The organism is Dyella lipolytica (genome assembly GCF_030160075.1).
GTDB lineage: Bacteria > Pseudomonadota > Gammaproteobacteria > Xanthomonadales > Rhodanobacteraceae > Dyella_B > Dyella_B lipolytica.
Window position 1 is genome coordinate 992,418 of record NZ_BSNQ01000009.1, and the last position, 18,218, is coordinate 1,010,635.

15 protein-coding genes are annotated in these 18,218 nt (G+C 60.0%); 9 read left to right on the top strand and 6 right to left on the bottom strand.

Annotated elements, in window-relative coordinates:
* Positions 1 to 127 precede the first annotated feature (127 nt).
* Genes QQL64_RS17710 through QQL64_RS17720 form a run of 3 tightly spaced genes read left to right on the top strand, consistent with a single transcriptional unit; the run spans position 128 to position 6,776 of the window.
* On the top strand, positions 128 to 2,806 hold the full coding sequence (locus QQL64_RS17710; protein WP_404601057.1) for a beta-mannosidase: 2,679 nt from the start codon (positions 128 to 130) through the stop codon (positions 2,804 to 2,806).
* Between the two features lie 31 nt (positions 2,807 to 2,837).
* Positions 2,838 to 4,280 carry a glycoside hydrolase family 125 protein gene (locus QQL64_RS17715; protein ID WP_284402017.1) on the top strand — a complete coding sequence of 481 codons (1,443 nt, stop codon included), beginning with the start codon at positions 2,838 to 2,840 and terminating at the stop codon, positions 4,278 to 4,280.
* A 39-nt stretch (positions 4,281 to 4,319) separates the two neighbouring features.
* Entirely contained in the window at positions 4,320 to 6,776 is a 2,457-nt protein-coding gene (locus QQL64_RS17720) for a GH92 family glycosyl hydrolase (protein ID WP_284402018.1), read from the top strand.
* 71 nt (positions 6,777 to 6,847) lie between these two features.
* Here the strand turns inward: QQL64_RS17720 and QQL64_RS17725 are convergent, their stop codons facing one another.
* Positions 6,848 to 7,435: a hypothetical protein gene (locus QQL64_RS17725; RefSeq protein ID WP_284402020.1), complete on the bottom strand. Its 588-nt coding sequence runs from the start codon at positions 7,433 to 7,435 to the stop codon at positions 6,848 to 6,850.
* Between the two features lie 84 nt (positions 7,436 to 7,519).
* On the opposite strand from QQL64_RS17725, the gene QQL64_RS17730 reads away from it, so the two are divergent.
* Genes QQL64_RS17730 through QQL64_RS17740 form a run of 3 tightly spaced genes read left to right on the top strand, consistent with a single transcriptional unit; the run spans position 7,520 to position 11,583 of the window.
* Positions 7,520 to 8,512, top strand: coding sequence for a helix-turn-helix transcriptional regulator (locus QQL64_RS17730; RefSeq protein WP_284402022.1), 993 nt, complete (start codon positions 7,520 to 7,522; stop codon positions 8,510 to 8,512).
* 3 nt (positions 8,513 to 8,515) lie between these two features.
* On the top strand, positions 8,516 to 10,060 hold the full coding sequence (locus QQL64_RS17735; protein ID WP_284402023.1) for a peptide MFS transporter: 1,545 nt from the start codon (positions 8,516 to 8,518) through the stop codon (positions 10,058 to 10,060).
* A 5-nt stretch (positions 10,061 to 10,065) separates the two neighbouring features.
* Positions 10,066 to 11,583 (top strand): FAD-dependent monooxygenase, encoded by a 1,518-nt coding sequence (locus QQL64_RS17740; protein WP_284402025.1) that lies wholly within the window; start codon positions 10,066 to 10,068, stop codon positions 11,581 to 11,583.
* A gap of 48 nt (positions 11,584 to 11,631) precedes the next feature.
* Here QQL64_RS17740 and bla read toward each other — a convergent pair whose 3' ends face one another.
* Positions 11,632 to 12,501, bottom strand: a complete 870-nt coding sequence (gene bla, locus QQL64_RS17745; protein ID WP_284402027.1) for a class A beta-lactamase — start codon at positions 12,499 to 12,501, stop codon at positions 11,632 to 11,634.
* A gap of 156 nt (positions 12,502 to 12,657) precedes the next feature.
* Positions 12,658 to 13,245: a hypothetical protein gene (locus QQL64_RS17750; RefSeq protein WP_284402029.1), complete on the bottom strand. Its 588-nt coding sequence runs from the start codon at positions 13,243 to 13,245 to the stop codon at positions 12,658 to 12,660.
* A gap of 222 nt (positions 13,246 to 13,467) precedes the next feature.
* Between QQL64_RS17750 and QQL64_RS17755 the strand changes: the two genes are divergently transcribed.
* Positions 13,468 to 14,283, top strand: coding sequence for a DoxX family membrane protein (locus QQL64_RS17755; protein ID WP_284402031.1), 816 nt, complete (start codon positions 13,468 to 13,470; stop codon positions 14,281 to 14,283).
* Positions 14,284 to 14,365: 82 nt separating this feature from the next.
* Here QQL64_RS17755 and QQL64_RS17760 read toward each other — a convergent pair whose 3' ends face one another.
* Positions 14,366 to 15,055, bottom strand: a complete 690-nt coding sequence (locus tag QQL64_RS17760) for a DUF4386 domain-containing protein (RefSeq protein ID WP_284402032.1) — start codon at positions 15,053 to 15,055, stop codon at positions 14,366 to 14,368.
* Between the two features lie 142 nt (positions 15,056 to 15,197).
* A complete protein-coding gene (locus QQL64_RS17765) occupies positions 15,198 to 16,073 on the bottom strand; it encodes an aldo/keto reductase family oxidoreductase (protein WP_284402034.1) in 876 nt (291 codons plus the stop codon).
* A 110-nt stretch (positions 16,074 to 16,183) separates the two neighbouring features.
* Here QQL64_RS17765 and QQL64_RS17770 point away from each other — a divergent pair, with 110 nt between their 5' ends.
* Positions 16,184 to 17,080: a LysR family transcriptional regulator gene (locus QQL64_RS17770; protein WP_284402036.1), complete on the top strand. Its 897-nt coding sequence runs from the start codon at positions 16,184 to 16,186 to the stop codon at positions 17,078 to 17,080.
* A gap of 16 nt (positions 17,081 to 17,096) precedes the next feature.
* On the opposite strand, the gene QQL64_RS17775 is transcribed toward QQL64_RS17770, so the two are convergent.
* Entirely contained in the window at positions 17,097 to 17,267 is a 171-nt protein-coding gene (locus QQL64_RS17775; RefSeq protein ID WP_284402038.1) for a TolC family protein, read from the bottom strand.
* Between the two features lie 135 nt (positions 17,268 to 17,402).
* On the opposite strand from QQL64_RS17775, the gene tfpZ reads away from it, so the two are divergent.
* On the top strand, positions 17,403 to 18,149 hold the full coding sequence (gene tfpZ, locus QQL64_RS17780; RefSeq protein WP_284402040.1) for a TfpX/TfpZ family type IV pilin accessory protein: 747 nt from the start codon (positions 17,403 to 17,405) through the stop codon (positions 18,147 to 18,149).
* Positions 18,150 to 18,218: the final 69 nt, after the last annotated feature.

Sequence of the window (18,218 nt, forward strand, 5' to 3'; positions counted from 1 at the left end):
CAATATGGATCGATCTAAATACGGTATTTAGGCGGTCCAGGGTGATGTAACGGGGATACGGCCATGGCTCTCCCGGTGCCACGGTGCGGTCGGGAATGATCCAGCGAGTCCAGGGCGGCCATACAGCATGATCCAATCCATTCACTTGACCCGGTCGAGCGCGAAGCAGCGCTTGGCGAAAAGACTGGTCATGTCGCTGCTTGTCTTGCTGCCGATGCTGGGCGCTGCGTCGGCACAGACCACACAAGTACTCGACCATGGATGGCGCTTTCGTCTGGCCGACGGCGATAGCCAGGCCAAGGCGCACCACGAGGCTGCGAGCTGGCATTCCGCGACCGTCCCCGGCATGGTGCAGAGCGATCTGCTGGCGACGAAGCTGCTGGCCGATCCGTTCTTTCGCGACAACGAAGCGGGCGTGCAGTGGGTCGGTCTTTCCGATTGGCAATACGAAACGAGCTTCACCGCCGACGAGGCCACGCTCAAACGCGATCACGTGGAAATGGTGTTCGATGGCCTCGACACGTTTGCCGATATCTATCTCAACGGCCACAAGCTGATCAGCACGGACAACATGTTCCGTCGTTGGCGCATCCCGGTGAAAGACACGCTGCACGAAGGCAAGAACACACTGGAAGTGCGGCTCTATTCGCCCATCAAGCGATTGCAACCCTGGCTGCTCAAGCAGCCGTATGCGCTGCCGGGTGAATTCGATTCGGCCTTTGGCGATGAACCCAAGGGCAAGCAGACCGCCAACTACGTTCGCAAGGCCAACTATCAGTACGGATGGGACTGGGGTCCGCGCATCGTCACGGAAGGCATTTGGCAACCGGTCCATCTCGACAGCTGGAACAACGTGCGCGTCGACGATTTTCATATCGATCAGACATATGTAGCGCGCGCTGCTGCGCAGGTCGACGCACAATTCGATATTGACGCCGATGCCGGCAAGACACTGCATATCAGCGTCGACGCCATCGGGCCGGATGGCCAATCGGCGGCGCACGTCGAACGTGATATTCCAGTCGGTCCGGGCAGCAATCAGGTCAGCGTGCCATTACGCATCGTCGATCCGAAGCGCTGGTATCCCGCCGGTTACGGCGCCCAGGACATGTACACCTTCAAAGCAGATATCCGCGACGCCGGCGGCGAGCTGTACAGCGCACAGCATGCGGTCGGCCTGCGCACCATCGAGTTGCGGCGCAAGCATGATGCGTGGGGCAAAAGCTTCGCCTTCGTGATCAACGGGATTCCGGTGTTCGCCAAGGGCGCCGACCTGATTCCGTTCGACAGCATACCGACACGGGTCAGCGACGCGCAGATGTACGCGGTCCTGCAGTCGGCGCGCGATGCCAACATGAATATGGTGCGCGTGTGGGGCGGTGGGCACTACCTGCCGGACGCGTTCTACGCGATGGCCGATCGTCTCGGCATCATGGTCTGGCAGGATTTCATGTTCGGCGGCGCCATTCCTCCGCACGACGACGCCTTCGTCGATAACGTGCGGCAGGAAGCGATCGAGCAGGTGAAGCGATTGCGCGATCACCCCAGTATCGTGCTTTGGTGTGGCAACAACGAAGTGCAAACGGGTTGGGAAACCTGGTCGGATCGGCAGGCCTTCAAGACGTCGATCTCGGCGGACGAGCGCGAGCGTATCGTCACGGGCATGGTCAACCTCTTTAGCAATGTCTTGCGCAATGTCGTCACCCGCTATGACAACACAGTGCCGTATTGGGCCAGTTCACCCAGCACGGATTACGACGGCGCGGCCAACGTGCTGGACGATGGCGACTATCACTATTGGAATGTATGGTCGGGCGAAGCCAAGCCGGCCACCGAATACCTCAACGTGACACCGCGCTTCCAATCCGAATACGGCTTGCAGTCGTTTCCTGATATGCGCACCATCCGGGCATTCGCCGACCAGGGTGATCTGCAGCCGGAATCGCCGGTGATGCGCGCGCACCAGAAGTACGACAGCGGCAATGGCAACAAGCGTCTGTTGCTTTACATCACGCGCAGTTTCGGCGAACCGAAGGATTTTCCCTCCTTCGTCTACCTGAGCCAGGTGATGCAGGCCGAAGGCATCCAGCTGGCTGCCGAACATCTGCGTGCGTCGCGTCCGCAGTCGATGGGCTCGCTGTACTGGCAGCTCAATGACGTCTGGCCGGGGGCATCCTGGTCCAGCATCGATTATTACGGCCGCTGGAAAGCCTTGCAGTTTCATGCGCGCCGTTTCTACGCGCCGTTGCTTGTGGCCGCCTTGCGCCATGACGGCAACACCACGGTGTCGCTGGTATCGGATCGTCTCACGCCACTCGCTGCTCATTGGCGCATGCGTGTGATGGATTTCTCGGGCAAGGTGCTGAACGAGCACGAGGCATCGATCGCGTTGCCTGCGCTCGCCAGCACCAAGGTGGCGACCTACTCCGATGCCCAGTTGCTCAAGGGTGCCGATCCACACACCCATGTCGCTGTCTTCGAGCTGATGGATGGCGCCAAGGTGGTCTCCCAGAACATGGTGTTTTTTGACGAAGCGAAAGATCTCTCGTTGCTCTCCCCGCAGATCCAGACCAAGTTCGAATCGCGTTCGGATGGCTATCTGCTGACGCTGACCACCGACAAGCTGGCACGCAATGTCTGGGTGTCCTTCGGTGATCTCGATGCGGATGTGTCGGATAACGCGTTTGACATGTTGCCGGGGCAGAGCGTCACTCTCACCGTGCACAGCAAGTTGCCCCTCGATACGTTGAAGCAAGCCTTGCAAGTGCAGAATCTGGCCGATGTCATGGCCAAGACTGCCCACTGACGTGTTCACGCCAAAAGGAATCTGACCCTCCATGTCGACGCGCCGGGATTTTCTGAAGTGGTGTAGCGCTGCTGCAGCATCGGGCATCGTAAGCAGCACCATGCCCGGCATGGTCGTTGCGCAAACACCATCGACGTACGTGAGCAAGCGGCCGCCCACGGGCAAACGCAAGTTCGTCAGCGAGGCGGTGGAACGCCAGCTTGCCAGCGTGAAGTCGACCATCGGCGATCCGAAGCTCGCATGGATGTTTGAGAATTGCTATCCGAACACCTTGGATACGACGGTGGAGCTCGGCACGCTCGAGGGCAAACCGGACACCTTCGTGATTACCGGCGACATCGACGCCATGTGGCTGCGCGATTCGTCGGCGCAGGTAGCACCTTATCTTTCTCTAGCGAAAAGTGACCCGGCGCTGCAGCGATTGTTCCGCGGCCTGATTCGCCGTCACGCCCACTGCATCCGTATCGATCCTTACGCCAACGCCTTCATGCCCGATCCGCATGCACGACCGTTGATATGGGCGCGGCATGACGATACCGATATGAAGCCGGGCGTCGGCGAGCGCAAATGGGAAATCGATTCGCTGTGCTATCCGATTCGCCTGGCGCACGGCTACTGGCAGGCGACCGCAGATACCGAGCCGTTCGACGACGATTGGCGCGCCGCCATGCATCGGGTGCTCACGACCTTTCGCGAACAGCAGCGCAAGCACGACCGTGGCCCTTACCACTTCCAGCGCACGTCCGAGATTCCCACAGAAACGCAGTTTCTCGGCGGCTACGGCAATCCGACCCGACCGAACGGGATGATCCATTCGATGTTTCGTCCGTCCGACGATGCCTGTCTGTATCCGCTTTCTGTTCCTGCGAATTTGTTTGCAGTGGTCTGCCTTCGGCAGTTGGCGCAGATGAGCCGTGCCATTCATCAGGATCTTTCCTTTGCCTTGGACTGCGAGGCGCTGGCTGACGAAGTGGAGCAAGCTGTTCGCCGCGACGGTCGTGCGCATGACGCCGACGGTCACGAGATCTGGGCGTACGAAATCGACGGCTTCGGCAATCAGCTGCTTATGGACGATGCGAACGTGCCGGGCTTGCTGAGCTTGCCCTATCTGGCTTGCTGCGATCGCACTGACTTGGTGTATCGACACACGCGGGAATGGACATGGAGTTCGCGCAATCCCTACTTCTTCAAAGGACGCGCCGCGGAAGGTATCGGCGGCCCGCACGAAGGCCTGCGGATGATCTGGCCGATGTCGATCATGATGTATGCCTTGACCAGCGACGACTCCGCACAGATTCGGCAATGCCTGACCTGGTTGCGCGACACCGACGCAGGAACCGGATTCATGCATGAGTCGTTCGATCAGGACGATCCGTCGCACTTTACCCGCAGCTGGTTCGCCTGGGCCAATACCTTGTTCGGCGAACTCATTATCGATGTGCAGCGCAAACATCCTGAGCTGCTACGCAACTAACTCGTTTCACGACAGCCGTTGAAATCTGGAGAAATCGCTATGGTGTCCCGCCGACAGTTTCTGCAAGGTGTAAGTGCATTGGCCGTACTTGGTAGTCCGTTACCGGGGTTTGCAGCACGGTTGGCGGATGGCTCCGGTACGAAGAGAAACGCGGCGACGCAAATGGGTGGCGTATCGCAATATGTCGATGTGTTCGTGGGCACCGGCGGGCACGGGCACACGTATCCAGGCGCTTCGATGCCTTTCGGCATGGTGCAGCTCAGTCCCGATACCAATGATGCGGGCTGGGATGCGTGCTCGGGGTATCACCAGGCCGACGGCTCGATCATGGGCTTCTCGCACACCCATCTCAGCGGCACCGGCGCCAGCGACATGCTCGACGTGCTGGTGATGCCCGCCCAAGGCCCCGTGCTGTTGCAACCGGGCAGCCGCGGTTTGCCGGACGCGAACTATCACTCGCGTTTTGATGGCGCGGCAGGACCGGGGCCGCAGCTGACGGCGAACAGCAAGGCCACACCAGGCCACGGTTATCGTTCGCGCTACGAACGAGCCTCCGAACACGCGCGGCCGGGTTATTACCAGGTGCACCTGACGGATCACGATATTCGCGCCGAACTGACCGCCAGTATGCGCGCGGGCCTGCACCGCTACACGTTTCACGGTACGGGCAGCGGGCACTTGCTGGTGGATCTAACGCACGGTTTCCACGACAACGCCAAGGTGCCCTGCGCCGTCAGCGACGGGCAGCTGCGCTTGATCGGCAACGACACACTGGTCGGCGGCCGGCGTGTGCATCAATGGGCCAATGGCCGGCATCTTTATTTCGCGATGAAGGTGTCGCGCCCGTTCACGCAGGCAACCCTGTATTCGGAAGATGTCGCCTTGCCGAGCGGCACGGGCGAAGCGCACGGCACGCACTTGAAAGCCGCGCTGCATATCGACGATGTGGCACACGCGCCCGTGTTGGTGAAGGTTGGCATTTCCGCCGTCGATATCGATGGCGCGCTGCGCAACCTCGAAGCGGATATCCCTGGCTGGGATTTCGAGCACATCCAACAAACGGCCGCCGAAACCTGGGAGCGCGAGCTAAGCCGCATTCGCGTCGAATCCTCGTCGGAACGGACGCTGCGCGTTTTCTATAGCTCGCTTTATCACACGATGCTGGCGCCGACGTTGTTCAGCGACGTGGACGGTCGGTATCGCGGCATGGATTTGGCCGTACACCAGGTGCCGGAAGGACAGCACAACTACAGCACTTATTCGTTGTGGGACATCTATCGCGCCCAGCATCCTCTGCTCACCTTGTATCAAGCCGATCGCGTGCCGGATTTCGTCAATGCCCTGGTGCGCATGGCCGAGGAAAGCCCGGACGGCCCGCCCGTGTGGCCGCTGCAGGGCGTGGAAACCGGCTGCATGATCGGCTACCACTCGGCGGTGCTGATCGCCGAAGCGCAAGCCAAAGGCTTTACCGGTATCGATTACGAACGTGCATGGCCGATCTATCGCAAGCGCGCCATGGATGACGACTACCGGGGCTTGCCGTATTACCGCAAGCTCGGCTACATCCCCAGCGACAAGGAAGGCGAGGCCGTCAGCAAGACGCTCGAATACTCCTATGACGACTGGGCAGTGGCGCATATGGCCGAAGCGGCCGGCGCGAAGGACGATGCGGAGGCGCTGCGTCGACGTTCGCGCAACTACCGGCATGTGTTCGATACGAAGATCGGCTTCGTGCGGCCCCGTGGTAGCGACGGCCAGTGGCTGGAGCCGTTCGATCCCCGCGGCATGGGACATTCGAAAGAGTGGCGCGACTTCACCGAATCCAACTCCTGGCAAGCCACCTTTCTCAACCAGCACGACTTGTACGCATACATGAGTCTGTTCGGCAGCACGGATGCGTTCGAACGCAAACTCGACGAGCTGTTCACCACCAGCTCCGCGCTGCCGCCGGATGCTCCGCCGGACATCGCCGGCATGGTTGGCCAGTACGCGCACGGCAACGAGCCCAGCCATCATGTGGCCTATCTGTATGCCTATACCGGCGCGCATTACAAAACCCAGGCGCGCGTGCGCATGTTGATGGACAGCATGTATCCGCCGGATCCCGACGGCCTGGCGGGTAACGAAGACTGCGGCCAGATGAGCGCGTGGTATGTGTTGAACGCGCTCGGCCTGTATTCGGTGGATCCGGTGAGCACGAACTATGTGTTCGGCAGTCCGGTGCTGGATCATGCAGAACTATCGCTGGGCGGCGATCGCAAATTGATCATTCGCACCGTCGGCAATGGTCAGAATCGGCCGTATATCCAGTCGGTTCAGTGGAACGGTAAGCCATGGACGCGCAGCTGGATCAGCCACGCCGAGCTGGCCGCCGGCGGCACGCTGGAATTTCATATGTCCGATACGCCAAACAAGCAGTTCGGCGCCGCATTGGCAGATCGGCCGCCGTCGTTTGGTGCGGCGGCCAGCGAAACTGTCGCTATCGACGCAGGCTAGTATCGCGCGCCTTGGCGCGACGGTAGGTTGGGAAGCGCGCAAGCTCACCCCAACCTACCGGCCACGCGGGTCTATGGTGCCCGCGTGAAATCCGTAGTCCAGTTCGTCTCCCACGTTTTTCCATCGTCACCGGAGAAAGCCTGCTCCCAATGCGCGGTAGTAGGCGATATGTTCGACCAGGTGAAGCGCACCTTGACCGGTTTGCCGCCCAGCGTGTCATCGGAATAGAACACGCCCACGCCGTTGACGAAATGGCCTTTGACCGGCGGATCGAGCGGCGCAAAAGGCATGCGGCTATCGAGCCACCAGATGGCCCATTGCCCAGTGACGCCGTCATACGCACGCAACGTGACGCCGCGATACACGCCACCCGGCACATTGAAGATGCTTTCGTCCTCGTTGGCCCAACCGCCCATCAGTTTGCGCATGCTGAGGTTGCCGTCGAATTCCACCCAGTCATGGCTGCCGGCCAGGCGCTCCTTCAGTTTGCGGTGATGGGCGTGCCATTCGCCGACGAAAAAGTCGAAATCGTGGAGACCGGAAAGGTTGGCGGCGGATGACGCGGCTTTTGGGTTATCTTGGTTGGCGTAGGCAGGGCTCGCCAAGCCCACCACAGCGGCGACGACGGTAACGGCAAGCGCGACGTAGAAACGTTTCATAGAGTGATCCTCGTCCAGTTGTGCGGACCATCTTGTCGCGCTAAATATGTCGCCCGATGTCATGTATTTTTGATGGGGTCGAAAATGCTGGCGAGCCGTCTCCTGTCGATCCTGATGTTGCTGCAGACGCGTGGCCGCATGAGCGCGACGCAACTGGCGGCGGAACTCGAAGTCACCGTTCGCACTATCCATCGCGATATCGATCAGTTGAGCGCCGCCGGCGTGCCGGTTTACGCCGATCGCGGACGCAACGGCGGCTTCCAGTTGCAGGACGGTTACCGCACGATGCTCACCGGCCTCAATCAATCCGAAGCGGAAACGCTGTTTCTCGCCGGCCTGCCCGGCCCCGCCGCACAAATGGGCCTGGCTGATGTGCTTTCCACGGCACGGCTCAAGTTGCTGGCCGCGTTGCCCGCCAACATACAGCCGAGTGCCGAGCGCATCGCCGCGCGCTTTCATCTGGACGCCGGCGCCTGGTTCCACAGCGTCGATCAACTGCCGTCCTTGCCGGTGATCGCGCACGCCGTGTGGGGCGAGCGCATGCTCAAGATGCGCTATCAACCTTCTGGCGAGCCGGATGCGCGGACGCGCACGGTGGCACCGCTAGGGCTCGTGCTCAAAAGCGGCATCTGGTATCTGGTTGCGCAAAACAGTCGTTCCGTCTGCACGTATCGCGCCGCGAACATTTACGACGCGGAGGTTTGCGACGAAACGTTCACGCGCCCCAAGCAGTTCGATCTGGTCGCGCATTGGGAAAGGAGCGTGCGCGACTATGAAGCGAGCGTCTACCGCGACTACGCCGATGTGCGCCTGTCGCCCGTGGGCCTGAAGCGGCTCAGCTTGCTCGGCCCGTACGTCACCAGCTCCGCCTCCAGCACAGCCGGCAAGCCCGACCGAAAAGGTTGGGTGCGCTGTCGCCTGCCGATCGAATCGCTCGACTTCGGCATTCGCGAACTGCTGCGGCTGGGCGATGAAGTGGTGGTGATCGGTCCACCCGTCCTGCGCGCCCAACTGGCGCAAACCGCCGATCGGATCGCCAGGCTTCACAGTACGCGCATCGCCAAGCGGGGACACTGAATCGTGCCGCGCACTCTTCTCCGCCGGGAAGATGGAACTTCCAACCCTTCGCCCTCCCAAGCGCGTCGTTCGTTCCAGACCGTTTTGCTGATCGAGCTATGGGAACGCTTTGGCTATTACGGTATCGCGGTGTTGCTGGTGTTGTTCATGGTCCAGCGGATGGGTATTGAGGACGCCCAGGTCAATCTGATCTGGGGTGCGTTTTCCGCGTTGATTTTCGCCGCGCCTGCGGTCGGCGGCTGGATCGGCGACAAGGTGCTGGGTGCGAAGCGTTGCATGGTGCTCGGCGGTGCCACGCTTGCCTTGGGGTACTTGCTGCTGTCGCTGTGCGGGGATCACTTGCAGCGGCTTTTCATGGCGCTCGGCGTAATTATCGTCGGCAACGGGCTGTTCAAAGCCAACGCGGCAAATCTCGTTCGACGCGTCTATGAAGGTCTCGACGCCAAACTCGATAGCGCTTTCACGCTCTATTACATGATCAACAATATCGCTGCCACGGTGGCGGTATTGCTGACACCCTGGATCAAGGATCACTGGAGCTGGCATACCGCCTTTGCCGTGTGCTGCGCCGGACTGGTCATCGGCCTGATCAACTATGCATGCATGGCCCGCACGCTGACGCGCATGGGTTCGTTGCCCGACACACACCCCTTGCGCTGGGACCGTCTGGCGATGGTGCTTGGCGGCAGTTTCGTGGCGCTGTTTGTTGCGGCTTTCGTCATTCAGCACAGCGAGATCGGCGTCGACTGCGTATATGTCGGCGCTGGCGCAATTCTCTGCGTTTTCGGCTACATGATCGTAAACGGATCGCGCTCCGAGCGCGCCGGACTGGTGGTGGCATTGATTCTGCTTGCAGAGGCGTCGTTGTTCTTCATTTTCTATCAGCAGGTGGCGACGTCGTTGACGTTGTTCGCGCTACGCAATGTCGATGGCGACCAGACGCTGTTTGGGCGGCATCTTTTCAATTGGTCACCTGCACAATACCCGGCGATCAATGCCATCTGGATCATGCTGCTCTCGCCAGTGCTGGCGTGGATCTATCGACGGCTCGGCAAACGTGACCTTCCTATCGCCGCGAAATTCGCCATCGGCTTTGCCGCCGTCGCCGTCGGTTTTTTTGTCTTTGGTTTCAGCCGTCATTGGGCTAGCGGTGGGAAGGTGCCGTCATGGGTCATGATTCTTGGCTACGGCTTCTACTCGTTGGGCGAACTGCTGGTCGCCGCACTCGGCCTTGCGATGATTTCACGCTACGTACCTGCGCGCATGAGTGGCTTCATGATGGGTGCTTTCTTTGTCGCGGCGGGCGTGTCGGAATACCTTGGCAGCGTTGTCGCAAACCTGGCCAGCGTCCCGAAAAGCGTCACCGGTCCACTGGTCAGCCTGGCGATCTACGCGAGACTGTTCGACAACCTCGCGTTGCTCGCGGTTGCGGGCGCGGTGGCTGCGCTGGCACTGCTTCCGCTTCTGAGGCGACTGTCCGCCATACATGAAACATCGCAGCTCCATGTTGAACGACTCGAAGACGGCCAAGCAGTCACAGCGAGGTAACCCCGATGCGTAGCGACGTCTTGATTGTCGGAGCCGGCCCCACCGGTTTGGTGCTTGCACTCTGGCTCACCAAGCTCGGTGTCAACGTCCACATTGTCGATAAGACATCCGAGCCGGGCACGACCTCGCGCGCCTTGGCCGTCCAGGCGCGGACGCTGGAACTTTATCGCCAGCTCGACCTCACCGATGCCGTCGTGGGCAGCGGCCACAAAGTGCCCGCGGTCAATTTGTGGGTGAAGGGCGAGCGCGCGACGCGAGTCGGGTTCGAGGTGATCGGCTCGGACCTCACGCCCTATCCGTTTTTGCAGATCTTTCCGCAGGATCAACATGAGCGCCTGCTTGTCGGACGACTCGAAGCACTCGGCGTAAGGGTTCAGCGCAACACCGAGCTGATCGGCTTTACCGACGAAGGCGGACGCATTGTCGCGCGCCTACGCGGACCCGATGGCAGTGAGGAAAGTTGGGAGGCCAGCTATATCGCGGGCTGTGATGGCGCACGCTCGCTGGTGCGCGAAACCGTCGGCACAGGCTTTCCGGGTGGCACCTACCGACAAGTGTTCTATGTTGCCGATGTCGAAGCCTCCGGCCCCTCGATCAACGGCGAACTGCATATCGATCTCGATGAAGCGGATTTCCTCGCCGTTTTCCCGTTGGCCGGCCAAGGACGAGTGCGTTTGATCGGTACGGTTCGCGACGAACGCGCGGATCGCGCCGAGACGCTCAAGTTCGAGGATGTCAGCGATCGAGCCATTCAACATCTGAAGGTCAACATCGACAACGTGCATTGGTTTTCGACGTATCGCGTGCACCACCGCGTGACCGAACAGTTCCGCGTAGGCCGGGCTTTTTTGTTGGGCGACGCGGCACACATTCACAGCCCGGCCGGCGGCCAAGGCATGAACACCGGCATCGGCGATGCGATCAATCTGGCCTGGAAACTGGCCGCCGTGCTGGCCGGACGCGCCGGTGATGCCTTGCTCGACAGCTATGAGGCCGAACGGATCGGCTTCGCGCGTCGACTGGTTGCCACCACCGATCGGGTTTTCAGCTTCGCTACCGCGGAAGGTCGCATGGCGGATATCGTTCGCACGCGTTTGGCACCCGTTCTGATTCCCGCCATCACCCGCTTTGAAGCGACGCGCGAATTTCTGTTCCGCACCGTTTCGCAAATTACGCTGAACTATCGCGGATGCCCGCTTAGCGAAGGTTCGGCCGGTCACATTCACGGTGGCGACCGACTACCCTGGGCCGCGGTAACTGATCACGACAATTTTGCCGGCCTCACCGCGATCCGCTGGCAGGTGCATGTTTATGGCAACGCACGCACCGAACTCGTCGACTGGTGTGCCGGCCATGATTTGCCGTTGCATGTCTTCGATTGGCGACCGGAACACGAAGCAGCCGGCTTCGTGCGCAACGCACTCTATCTTTTGAGGCCGGATACTTATGTCGCACTGGCGGACGCATCCGGTACGCCGGAAGCGATCGGCCGATACTGCAATTCTCGCGGCATCACGTTTTGAGCTCCCTCATTTGAAATCAGGATGCGTTTGTCGCTGAAAATCCGCGGGCTACATCGACGCAGCAATGCGCCCCACCTCCGTGAATAGCGCACTCGGACGCGCAGCATCCGCCGTCGCTCCCGCGTAGTAGGTCGCAACCAGCAGCGGCTTGCGTTGCGGTGGCCAGATGATGGCGACGTCGTTGGTGGCCCCATAGCCACTGCCTGTCTTGTCGCCGACACGCCAACCGGCAGGTATACCTGCTCGCAAAAGATCCTTGCTGGTGGTGGTTTCGCACAGCCATTCGATCAGCTGTTTGCGTGACGTATCGGAAAGTGCGTTGCCAAGCACGAGAGTTCGCAGATCGCCGAGCATGGCGTTAGGCGTGGTGGTATCGCTGACATGATCGGCGCTGGGTACATTGAGTTCGGGCTCGATGTGATCCAGGCGCGTCAGGGGGTCGCCGAGTTGCCGCGCATAGGCCGTCACCGCGGCAGGTCCGCCCAGGCTCGCTACCAGTAGATTTGCCGCGGTGTTGTCGCTGACGGCGATGGCGGCCTGACAAAGTTCGGCAACGGTCATGCCCGGTGCGCCGACATGTCGACTGGTCACCGGTGCATAGGACAATACCGCCTCCTGGCCGAACACCACGCGACGATCCAGCCGCTCTGCGCCGTGATCGACTCGCGCGAGTGTCGCGCCCACCAACAGCAGCTTGAACGTGCTGCACATCATGAAGCGCTCGTCGGCACGATAAACAATGCGACGTTCGCTGCCGGTATCCAGAATGGCCACGCCCAGTCGACCGCCGTACCGACGTTCCAACTCCGCCAGGCGTTTCTTGGTGTCATCCGCATCTGCCGCGATGGAGAACGATGGGCGGATGGCAAGGGCCGAAGCGCCGATCAAGACGCTTTTCAACAGGTTTCGACGATTCACGGGATCGCTCCGCAAGAAGGGACAGGACGTTGCGCGAGAACGCCATCCTAGTTGCCGTAGCGGATCTTTGGCGGGAAAAGTTATGGCAAGTTTGCGGCAATCCGGTTCGCGCGTGACGCTCATCGTTGCGAACATCACGCGCGCAGGCCGCTGGTGTCAAATCGCTCGCACGAAATCCATCACCCAATTCGTTTCCCAGGTCTTGCCGCCGTCGGGAGAGTACGCCTGCTCCCAACGCGCGCTGGTCGATGTGATGTGCGACCACGTGTAACGCACGCGGACGGGTTTTCCGTTGAGCGTATCGTCGGAGTAGAAGTTGCCTACGCCGTTCACGAAGTGGCCTTTCACCGGCGGATCGAGATTGCCGAACGGATCGCGCCCGTCGAGCCACCAGATGGCCCATAGACCGGTTTTTGGATCGTAGGAACGAAGTCCGACACCGCGATACGCGCTGCCAGGCACACTCATGACGTTGTCATCTACATTGGCCCAGCCGTTCATCAGCTGGCGCATGCTGCATGTTCCGTCGAATTCCACCCAATCGTGACTGCCGGCCAGGCGTTCCTTCAATTTGCGATGGTGAACGCGCCAGTTGCCGACGAGAAAATCAAAGTCGTGCAGGCTGCTCAGATGGGGCGCGGCCTGCATCGGCTTGGGTGTGTCCTGTGACGCGTAGACGGGTGCTGCGGCACTCATAACAGATGCCAACATGACAGTTGCGAGCGTGACACGAAACGGTTTCATGGAGTGCTCCTCCTGGGGTGTGGTCCGCATCTTGGCGCACTAAACATGTCAGCTAATGTCATGTATTTCGGTCTGACTTTGGTATGGCTTCGCACGCTTAAATTGGCTCTTGCGAATCGCCGACACCCCTGAGCTGAATGTGCGCTGGGCGGCGTGACGACATAGCATGTGATACAGCCGCGACCGTAGTTCCCTTCGACGATCGGAATAGGAGCGTTGCAAATGCGCATCAGTGTGCTGGGCCGCGTTGTATTTGCCATAGCGTTTATCGGGCTAGGCATCCTTAGTCTGTTTTCGGGCGATTTCGCCTCGGTGTGGCAGCCTGTTCCGCCAGGTATTCCCGGGCGCGCATTTCTTGCCGTCGTTTCGGGGGCCGTCATGCTTATCGCCGGCCTCGGCCTGCTTAGCAGACGCACCGTGGTGCCAGCGTCGCTGGCGCTGACGATCTATACGCTTGTCTGGCTGCTGGCTCTGCATGTTCCGCGCATCGTGGCCGCGCCGACGCAGGAAATCACCTGGGGCGGTGCTGCCGAAATCCTTACATTGGTTGCAGCGAGCTGGATGCTTTATGCATCCGCGGCGACGCCCGCAAGCCGTTTCTACTTCGCTCCGCTCGCCGGCGCGAAAGCGGTGCACATCGCACGATTTTTGTTTGCCGTCGCGTTGCCGCTACTCGGCCTGGAACACCTTCTCTATCTGCAACCCACTGCAGACATGGTGCCGGCATGGTTGCCCGATCGTCTTGGCTGGGCCTATGTGACCGGCCTGGCGCACATCGCTGCCGGCGTCGCGATCCTTTTTGCTGTTCTGCCGCGCCTGGCCGCCACACTGGAGACAGTGATGACGGGCATCTTTACGTTATTCGTATGGATTCCCACCGTAATGGCTACGCCGGCACAACGATTCGTTTGGACCGGCCTGCTGATTTCGACGGTCATTACCGCCGCAGCGTGGATCGTCACCGAGTCGTATCGCAGCGCGCCGTGGTTTTCGTTTAGCCGATCGCGAAATCAGCTGACCGATTTGGCAACACGCTAAGCGGATAAAAGCAGAGGGCCGCCCATTTGGATGTCTACCGTAAAGCCGCTTCCGTAACAGCGGCAACGAATGACCCGACTGATCAATCGGCGGCATGTTTTGGTTTGCGAATACCCAATATGACGAGCCACAAGCAGATGCCGATTTCCCCAAGGGATGCGGGCAGCATGACCAAGCTCGGTACAGTGTGGCCTGGAAAGAGCATGCGTCCGAAATAGTCAATCAAGTAACTGAAGCATCCCAGCATCAGTAACACACCGAGAAGTTTGGGAAGAAAGCCGGACTTGAATACGAGATAGCCGAACGGAAGTAGCCACAGCCCCCAGAAGATCTCGGAAATAAAAACCCGATTGTCGTACGCATCCATCGACAACATGACTCTTGCACGCAACTGATCGGACGTGAACAACTTCTGGTATTTATCACCGTCGATGAGCGACAGAACATCAAGCTGATTAGCTATAGCAACAAAGTAAATGGGTACACAGGCGACAGCTAACGCCACCATCAGCACAGCTGCATTTTTGTCCACTGGGCTGAGCAGTTTGTATAGCGCCAAGGGTAAAATAAGGAAAGCAACATAGCCTAGCGCGCCTGCCGCGATGCCAAGGCGGAATAACGGCTCAAGTGTCACGATGTTGGCGACTACCAGCGTTGCATCACCATGAGCGCTGATGCGCGACGGAACGTAGATGAGACTGAATATGCCGGTTATTACGGTAACCAAATACAACAAGCCAGCCAGTCTCGCCGTCTTCTTGTTCGTATCCATATTCTCGTACCCCTTACGTTCTGACGCACGAAAGACACGATCCTAATTTACGAATTACTAGCGGCACGCGCGGAGCTATCAGATATTGCGTAACCCTACGACGGTAGCGGCGTCCGTGGTTCTTGAGCTTACCGGCTAGCGATTAATCGCGCTTCTGTCCGATCTCTTCCAGTTCGTCGAGAACGTCTTGCGTGAGCACTAGATCGGCTGCCGCCAGATTTTCCTTCAGATGTCCGAGTGACGACGTGCCCGGGATGAGCAGCATGTTGGGTGCGCGTGCGAGCAACCAGGCAAGTGCAACCTGCATCGGCGTCGCGCCGAGTCGTTTGGCGACGGACGACAAGGTCTCGGACTGGAGCGGCGTAAAGCCGCCAAGCGGAAAGAAGGGAACATAGGCGATGCCCTTCTGGCTAAGCTCATCGATGAACGCGTCGTCATGGCGATGCACGAGGTTGTAGTGATTCTGCACACAAACCACCGCGGCGATGCGCTGCGCCTGCGCAACTTGCGCAGAGGTCACGTTGCTCAGGCCAAGGTGCCGTATCAGCCCTTGCTGCTGCAGCTCCGCCAATGCCGTGAACTGCTCCTCGATCGATCCGTCACTGGGCTCGTGAACATTTCCCATAACACGCAGGTTTACGACGTCCAGCACATCGAGACCAAGGTTGCGGAGATTGTCATGGACGGCACGTGTCAGCTCGGCAGGGCTCTGCGCCGCATTCCATGACGCGTCTGCGCCGCGCGTCGCGCCAACCTTGGTCACGATCACCAGGTTCTGCGCATAGGGATGCAGTGCTTCACGGATCAGCTGGTTGGTGACGTGCGGCCCGTAGAAGTCGCTGGTATCGATGTGATCCACGCCGGACGCTACCGCCTCGCGAAGCACCGCAAGCGCGGCACCGCGGTCCTTCGGTGGCCCGAACACGCCAGGACCCGCCAACTGCATGGCGCCGTAGCCCAGTCGGGTCACCTTGCGGTCACCCAGGGAAAAAGCCCCCGATTTCTTAAGTTTGGTCATATGGCCTCCAGGAAAGTGCGATCGAAATGTGGGTAGGGTGCAACTATAGGCACTGATCAGCCGCGCGATAATCCGATGTAATCGGCACAGGTTGTGCGGAGTATCGAACAATGGCGACAGATCTCCAGGACCTCTTTGCATTTCTGACCGTGGTGCAAGCGGGAGGCTTCCGTGAAGGAGCCCGAGCCAGCGGCAGCTCCGCCTCAAGCCTAAGCGAGGCCGTGCGGCGACTGGAAAAGCGCCTTGGCGTCCGGCTACTTAACCGCACCACCCGCAGTGTCTTGCCGACGGAGGCCGGCGCTCGCCTGGCCGAACGACTCGTGCCCGCGCTCGGTGAAGTGGAAGCTGCGGTGGACGTCGTCAACAGTTTCCGGGACCGACCGACGGGAACGCTCCGACTCAACGTGCCAGCCAGCGTCGCCCGCATCGTTCTTCCTTCGATCGTCACGCCATTCCTCAAGACCTATCCCGAGATCAAGCTGGAAGTGATCGTGGAGGATAGCTTCGTCGACATGCTCGCGGCGGGTTGCGACGCCGGCATCCGCTACGACGAACGGCTTGAGCAGGACATGATCGCCGTACCCATCGGCCCGCGCTTTCAGCGCTTCGCGACCGCTGCGTCACCGGACTACCTCAACGCCAGAGGTCGACCCGAACACCCGCGCGACCTGCTCGATCATGCCTGTCTACGCGGACAGTTTGCTGGCGGCGTCATTCCCACTTGGGAGTTTGAACGTGACGGAGAGATCGTACGGGTTGATCCCAGCGGTCCGTTGATGGTTCGCCTAGGCGCTGCAGTGGACCTGGCCGTTGAAGCGGCCGTGGGTGGCCTGGGTGTGATCCATCTCTTCGAGGATTGGTTGCGCCCCTACTTCGACCGTGGCGCGCTCGAACCCGTGCTGGAGCCTTGGTGGCAGACGTTCACCGGTCCATTTCTCTACTACCCGGGACGCCGTCATCTGCCTGCGCCGCTGCGCGTGTTTATCGATTTCATCAGGTCACGGTGATCGCAAGCCGATACGCTCACTGATTCCGCGAAACCCAGCCTAGCCCCAGCCTCTTCTGCAGCGACACGAAATCCTTCAGCAGGTCGGCCCGCCCTTCGACGAGATTCTGTTGCGCGGTAAATTGCACGCGTTGCGTGTCCAGCAGATCGATCATCGAAGACGTACCTGCTTCGTAACGCTGGCGCATCGGCGTCGATGCATCATCTTGTCGATCCGGCGGCCGCTCGGGCCAAAGCTTTCCAGTGGTGTGCATCGTTCTAGGAAAGTCGTGATTGGGTATCGTATATTTTGTGGAGGTCAATACCCGTTCCCATCTCGAGCCATGAATCGCTGGAAAGCCGCCACCATCCATCTGTTGATCAGCGTCTTACTAGCCGCACTGATAGGTGCGTTGCTCTACTTCGTCTGGTTTCCCTCACCGTACTCTTCCGCCGCCGGGGCCAATGGACTGATCCTGCTGCTGATGGGGGTCGATGTCTGCATTGGTCCGCTACTCACGCTTCTGGTAGTCAATCGCGATAAGGCAGCCAAATTGTTGCGGCTGGACCTTACTGTCATCGGCGTATTGCAGGCCATCGCTTTCGGCTACGGCCTACATGTCATCATCAGCGCACGACCGGTGTTCATCGTTGCCGAAGTGGATCGGCTGGTGATGGTGTCAGCCAATCAACTTAGCGATGACGACCTGGCCAAAGGCGAGCGAACGGAATTTCGCAAGCGTTCGTGGACCGGACCGGTATTGGTGGGCGCGCTTCCGCCCAAGGATGGTGGGTCTAGAAATTTTGCGCTAAAGGTCATGGAGAGCGGCAAGGATATCGACCAGCTGCCCCAGTATTATTTGCCTTACGACCAAGTGATAGACGCCGTGATGAGGCGCGCTATGCCATTGGCGTCGCTCAAGAACGCAACAGATTCGCAACGGGCTTACCTCAATCGCCTGCAGGCGGCAGCACCTTCCCAGACACTGGAGGTGCTACCTCTCCAACGCGGCGACCATAGCTACTCGGCGATTATTTCATCCGCAAGCAAGCGCCCGATCGCCGTACTACCCATCGATCCCTGGGGATGAGGCATGGCGCGACCAGCGAGCTGATCGATAGCTGCCGGGTTCTACCGTAGGCAGCCATCGCGTGTGGAT

Coding starts and splice junctions, on each gene's coding strand:
- QQL64_RS17710 (WP_404601057.1), top strand. CDS start 128: ATGATCCAATCCATTCACTTGACCCGGTCGAGCGCGAAGCAGCGCTTG.
- QQL64_RS17715 (WP_284402017.1), top strand. CDS start 2,838: ATGTCGACGCGCCGGGATTTTCTGAAGTGGTGTAGCGCTGCTGCAGCA.
- QQL64_RS17720 (WP_284402018.1), top strand. CDS start 4,320: ATGGTGTCCCGCCGACAGTTTCTGCAAGGTGTAAGTGCATTGGCCGTA.
- QQL64_RS17725 (WP_284402020.1), bottom strand. CDS start 7,435: ATGAAACGTTTCTACGTCGCGCTTGCCGTTACCGTCGTCGCCGCTGTG.
- QQL64_RS17730 (WP_284402022.1), top strand. CDS start 7,520: ATGCTGGCGAGCCGTCTCCTGTCGATCCTGATGTTGCTGCAGACGCGT.
- QQL64_RS17740 (WP_284402025.1), top strand. CDS start 10,066: ATGCGTAGCGACGTCTTGATTGTCGGAGCCGGCCCCACCGGTTTGGTG.
- QQL64_RS17750 (WP_284402029.1), bottom strand. CDS start 13,245: ATGAAACCGTTTCGTGTCACGCTCGCAACTGTCATGTTGGCATCTGTT.
- QQL64_RS17755 (WP_284402031.1), top strand. CDS start 13,468: ATGCGCATCAGTGTGCTGGGCCGCGTTGTATTTGCCATAGCGTTTATC.
- QQL64_RS17760 (WP_284402032.1), bottom strand. CDS start 15,055: ATGGATACGAACAAGAAGACGGCGAGACTGGCTGGCTTGTTGTATTTG.
- QQL64_RS17765 (WP_284402034.1), bottom strand. CDS start 16,073: ATGACCAAACTTAAGAAATCGGGGGCTTTTTCCCTGGGTGACCGCAAG.
- QQL64_RS17770 (WP_284402036.1), top strand. CDS start 16,184: ATGGCGACAGATCTCCAGGACCTCTTTGCATTTCTGACCGTGGTGCAA.
- QQL64_RS17775 (WP_284402038.1), bottom strand. CDS start 17,267: ATGCGCCAGCGTTACGAAGCAGGTACGTCTTCGATGATCGATCTGCTG.
- tfpZ (WP_284402040.1), top strand. CDS start 17,403: ATGAATCGCTGGAAAGCCGCCACCATCCATCTGTTGATCAGCGTCTTA.